This is a genomic window from Gemmatimonas sp., assembly GCF_044345575.1.
In the GTDB taxonomy this organism is placed as follows: Bacteria; Gemmatimonadota; Gemmatimonadetes; order Gemmatimonadales; family Gemmatimonadaceae; genus Gemmatimonas.
The window spans coordinates 1-4,940 of record NZ_JBIJAW010000253.1; the positions used below are offsets into that span (position 1 = coordinate 1).

At 68.0% G+C, this 4,940-nt stretch carries 7 protein-coding genes; all 7 read left to right on the plus strand.

The window, feature by feature from the left end:
- Positions 1-710 (plus strand): M20/M25/M40 family metallo-hydrolase (locus ACIQ6O_RS12865; RefSeq protein ID WP_396208191.1); only part of this gene is annotated, 710 nt, incomplete at its 5' end.
- Between the two features lie 219 nt (positions 711-929).
- Complete coding sequence (locus ACIQ6O_RS12870) at positions 930-1,145, plus strand: hypothetical protein (RefSeq protein WP_396208192.1); 216 nt, start codon at positions 930-932, stop codon at positions 1,143-1,145.
- Positions 1,142-1,768, plus strand: a complete 627-nt coding sequence (locus ACIQ6O_RS12875) for a ribonuclease H (protein ID WP_396208193.1) — start codon at positions 1,142-1,144, stop codon at positions 1,766-1,768. Before ACIQ6O_RS12870 ends, ACIQ6O_RS12875 begins: the two co-directional genes overlap by 4 nt.
- A gap of 44 nt (positions 1,769-1,812) precedes the next feature.
- Positions 1,813-2,001 carry a hypothetical protein gene (locus ACIQ6O_RS12880; protein WP_396208194.1) on the plus strand — a complete coding sequence of 63 codons (189 nt, stop codon included), beginning with the start codon at positions 1,813-1,815 and terminating at the stop codon, positions 1,999-2,001.
- Entirely contained in the window at positions 1,998-2,639 is a 642-nt protein-coding gene (locus ACIQ6O_RS12885; protein ID WP_396208195.1) for a zinc ribbon domain-containing protein, read from the plus strand. The genes ACIQ6O_RS12880 and ACIQ6O_RS12885 overlap by 4 nt, the downstream gene beginning before the upstream one ends.
- Before the next feature lie 76 nt (positions 2,640-2,715).
- A complete protein-coding gene (locus ACIQ6O_RS12890) occupies positions 2,716-3,846 on the plus strand; it encodes a hypothetical protein (RefSeq protein ID WP_396208196.1) in 1,131 nt (376 codons plus the stop codon).
- A gap of 1 nt (position 3,847) precedes the next feature.
- The gene (locus ACIQ6O_RS12895) at positions 3,848-4,672 is read left to right on the plus strand and encodes a hypothetical protein (protein WP_396208197.1); all 825 of its coding nucleotides are present in this window, start codon (positions 3,848-3,850) and stop codon (positions 4,670-4,672) included.
- The last annotated feature ends 268 nt before the right edge of the window (positions 4,673-4,940 follow it).

The window sequence follows — 4,940 nt, forward strand, 5'->3', positions numbered from 1 at the left end:
GCACGAGCGCGCTGCTCGCCGATGGACTGCAGGCCACGGGCGCGATCATCACCGAACCCACGCGGCTGGCGGTGGTGCCGGCGCACAAGGGATTCGCCTGGCTCACCGTCACCGTACACGGGCGCGCGGCGCACGGCAGTCGCTACGATGTGGGCATCGACGCCAATCGCATGGCGGCGCGCTTTCTCTCGGCCGTGGACCGATACGAGTCGGAACTGCTGGGGACGCGCACGCACGGATTGCTCGGCCGCGCCTCCATTCATGCTCCCCTGGTGGAGGGGGGCAGCGGCTGGTCCACGTACGCCGACCGGTGCACGGTGAAGCTCGAGCGTCGCACGATCCCCGGCGAACAGGCGGCACAGGTGCTGGCCGAGGTGCAGGCCCTGGTGGACGCGCTGCACGCAGAAGACGCGCGCTTCACGGCGTCGGTCGAACTGGGCGGGTCACAGCCACCGCTCGAGACGGCCGTGACGCATCCGCTCGTCGCGTCGCTCGTGTCGGCGTGTCAGGCGCACGGGCGGCCGGGCGACATCGAGGGGCTCTTCTGCTGGACCGACGCGGCGCTATTTGCCAACGCCGGCATCCCCGCCGTGTGCTTCGGTCCTGGCGATATCGCGCGCGCGCACTCGGCGACGGAGTGGGTGGAAGTGGCGCAGTTGGAGCAGGCGACGGACATCCTGGAGACGTTCGTCACGGGTCCGGTTGCCTGAAATTCGAACTGCGGAAGCTCGGGGAGCGGAAGCTGGAACGACGGAAGCTGGTGGGACGAGATATTGAACAACGGGAACAGCCTCGGACGTCGAGAGGCGGTTCCCGTTGTTGCATATCCCGTGTCATCAGCTCCCGTAACACCAGCTCCCGTAACTCGAGCGTCCGCTCCCCGAGCTTCCATAGTACCTGACACCGTCCCCCGCTAGTTTCACCACACCATGCAGCCGACTACCGCCCAGTACGATCTCCTCGAGCGCGCCATCATCGACGGCACCCGCATCATGATCATGCGGCGCGGCACGGAATACGTGGTGATTCCCGAGCGGCTGCGCGTGGAGAGCGGGCGTGAAGTGATCATCGCGCGGCACCCGAGCACCGGACACCGGCTCGAGTTGATCATCGACGAGATCGACTCGCTGGAACCCGTGCGATGAGCGCGCGCTACCCGCTGGTGGCGGTGTATGCCGACGAATCGTGTCTCGGCAATGGCAAGAGCGGGGCGACGCCCGGCGGCCTCGGCGCCCTCGTCGAGTTCCGGAAGGCCGACGGGACGCTGGCGCGCTTCGACCTGTGGGCGTCGGAGCCCGACACCACCAACAACCGCATGGCCCTGCGGAGTGTCATCGACACATACGCCGCCATGTCGCGCAAGGGGAACCGGCTGTCGGTGCAATTCACCACCGATTCGCGCTACATCGTCGACGGGATGACGAGCTGGGTAAAGGGGTGGATGGCGCGAGGCTGGCGCCGCAAGGAAGGCGCGGTGGAGAACGTCGAACTGTGGCAGGACGCCGTCGAGGCCATTGCGCTGCACGACACCCAGTGGTGCTGGGTGAAGGGGCACGCCGGGCATCCGCAGAACGAGTACGCCAATCATCTCGCCACCCGCGCAGCGGCGACGCAGGATGCGACCGAGGGGCTGGTCCCGTCACAGTTCGAAACGTGGCTGGCGGCCCAGGGGCCGAAAACCCGGTCGCAGCCCCTCTCGTCGTTTCCCGTGGCGGAACGGTTTGTGCCCGCAGCGGCGTTACCGTCGCGTTCGGCGGTGCGTCCTTGAGGTGATCTGCATCCCGGCGCTGGGGCGTCGGGGCTCACCCCTGGATGCCCATGCTCAAGTTCTTCCTCGCGCTCTTTTTCGGTGTAGCCATTGGGTACGGCTATGGCTGGAAGGACGCGCAGGCCAACGAAAAGAACGCCGTGGAACGACTCGTCGAGCGCATCGGCGGGGAGAGCCGCAGCATGGTGGGGAACGACATCGACACCCGGTACGGGGCCGGCGACTCGAAGTGACCGTCGTCTCGCGCTCCCTCGACGATCTCGATCGTCTCGCCTTCCGGTTGTCTCGGACGATCCGGACCCAGTTCCCGCAGCTGCTCGCACAGGGCTTCACGCTGAGTGATCTGGAAGAGCGCCTGCTCCCGTATCGCGACGTGCGCCGGGAGATGGCCGACAGCGGGGCCGACGCGTTCGAAACGGCGCTCCTTCGCCTCGTGGCAGGCGATCGTGGGTATCTCCTGGCTGATCCGGAGCTGCAAGGGGCCTGTCGCTCCGCGCTCGCGTTTCCATCGCCCACGCTGGCCATGGTGCGCGCCTGGGCCACGAGCACCCTGCGCCTCACGCAGTCCAACGGGGCCGCCGTGCCCAGCGTCGTGCCCAGCGTCGTGCCCAGCGTCGTGCCCAGCGTCGTGCCCAACGAGCACGATCTGTTTCCGCCGCCGTCGCAGCGTCCCACGCCGTCGACGATGACAGCCGCGCCGGCCGTGGCTCACCGCTGCTGCCGGTACTGCGACAACAAACTGCCGCAGGGGCGCGCAATGACGTTCTGCCCGTTCTGCGGCATGGATCTCACCAAGCGGCAGTGCCCCGCGTGCAGCACGGAGCTGGACGTGAACTGGCGCTACTGCGTGACGTGCGGACGACAGGAGTAAGGAAGCCGAAGGCAGACGGTGACATCACGACCGGGCGGGATTGAATCCCATGGCCCGGTCGACGTGTATTGTGGGTATGCCTTCTCGCGTCCTTGTGCTCGCCGGTGTGCTGCTGCTGGCGGGTTGTGTCTCTACCGGCTCGACCGGCGCACCGATCGCGACACCAGCGCCGGCGTCCACCACCGCCCCCATGGGCGGCGCGCCCGCCGTCCAGCCGCCGCTGCGCTGGCCAGTGCGCACCGTGCCGCACGTGGACCTCTGGCTGCACGCCTTCGCGATGCTGAGCGACGACAGCGCGGCGGTCCCCCTCTACCGGCGTGGCTACCGGGATTCGATCACGGTCATCAAGAACCAGCGCAACCTGCTCACCGCGCTCGACGGTAATCGCGAAACACTCGCGCGGGGGCTGCGCCGCAACGGGTATCTCGACGCCCAGTTCCTGCCGTTCGGCTTCGCCAACTGGGACGAGATGCGCGCGACAATCGAGCAGTTCCTGCAGCTCAACGGCGATGTGCGGCGAGCCCCGACGCGCGACGTGGCCATGCGCCTGGCGCCGCTGGCCGCGGTCTTCGCCACGGCCGCCGATCGCGAGTGGTTGCGCCTGTTCCTCACGGGTGTCGAGGACGAGGGCGTGCGGTTCCTGATGCCGGAGCATCAGAAGCTGCTGCGCGAACGCGCTGCAACGATCACAGCGGTGGACAGCCTGTGGCAGCAGGTGTACCGCACCAAGTTCGAGCGGTTCCTCAACAACACGTCGCAGCGGCAGGGCGATCTGGTGCTGTCTCTGCCCATGGGCGGCGAGGGACGCACCGGCGCCGGTTACACGGGACGCACGATGGTGGCGGTCACGTATCCGGCGCGTCCGGCCGATGCGGCGGAAGTGATGTTCGTGTTCGCTCACGAAGCGACCGGCGCGCTCGTGGGGCCGGCCGTGCATGACAACACGACCCCGGCCGAAGAGCGGGCAGGCGTGGCGGCGCGTTACGTCTCGTCGGGACAGGTGCAGGCGGGTGCGATGCTCCTCGCGAAGCTCGCGCCCGAGCTGTTGCCCGGATATCAGCGCTACTACCTCCGGCAGGCGGGCCAGCGCCTCGCGGGCGAATCCCGCGCGGGGACCGACACCGCGTTCAACGCCACCTTTCCGTTGCCGACGTCCATTCGCGACGCCCTGGCGAAGCAGATCGACATCGTGCTGAGTGGGATCTGACATGAGCGATCTTCCGCGCACGGCGCTCGAGCGCGTGCTGGCCCGCGCCGCCGAACTGCAGAACACCGAGCCGGGCGAACCGGCGGATACCATCAGCGAATCCCGTCTGGTGGAGATCGCGAAGGAAGTCGGCCTCGATGTGCAGCACGTGCGCCAGGCGATCGCCGAGGAGCGCGCGCAGCTCACGTTGCCACTGGCCGAGCAGAGTGGCTGGCTTTCGGCCGTGGGGCCGGCGGTGGTGAGCGCCCAGCGCACGGTGAACGGTACCCCGGACCAGCTGCTGCGCCACCTCGAGGCCTTCCTGCCGCGCAACGAATACATGGTGGCGGTGCGACGCACGACCGATCGCATGGTCTGGGAGCCGCGTCGCGATCCGCTCGGCAACTTCTTTCGCTCACTTGGATCGGGCGGCCGGCGCTTCGATCTGGTGCGACTCGATCACCTCGTGATCACCGCCACCCGTGTCGACGACACGCGCTCGGTGCTGCGCTTCGACGCCGTGGTCGACGGGGCGCGGCGCTCGGTGCGCACGGCCACGATCGGTGCCGCGGGCGCAGGACTGCTGGTGGTGCTCATGGCCGCGGTACCGCTGCTCTTTTTTGCGCTGGCCATGCCGCAGGTGGCGGCGGTGACGATCGCGTTGCTCTCGGCCATCGCGGCGGGCGTGACGTGGCTCAGCTGGCGCACCATGGCGCGCACGTTCCGCACGATGGTGAGCCGCGTGCAGCAGCGTGTCGAATTTCTCCTCGATGAAGCACAGCATGGCCGGCTCGAGCAGCCGCCCAGTCTGCTGGAGAAAATGCTGAAGGGGCCGAGTCCGTTCTAGGCGGACAGGGCGCGAGCTGAGAAGCGAACTGGTACTGCGCGAGCTGAGAAGCGCACCGAAACTGCGCGAGCTGCATCACTCGAGCTTCAGGGTGCGCCGGGGGCAGCACGTACTCTGCGCCCTCCGCTCACTCCGCGGCTCCGCGAAAGCAGTTCCCCGCACTCGCGGACGTGCCGTTCGACACGCACATTGGCGACCGACACCCTCGTTCTCCTCTGCCGATTTCGCCGATGAATCCGTTCCTCTTTGCCAAGCGCGCGCTCGCCAC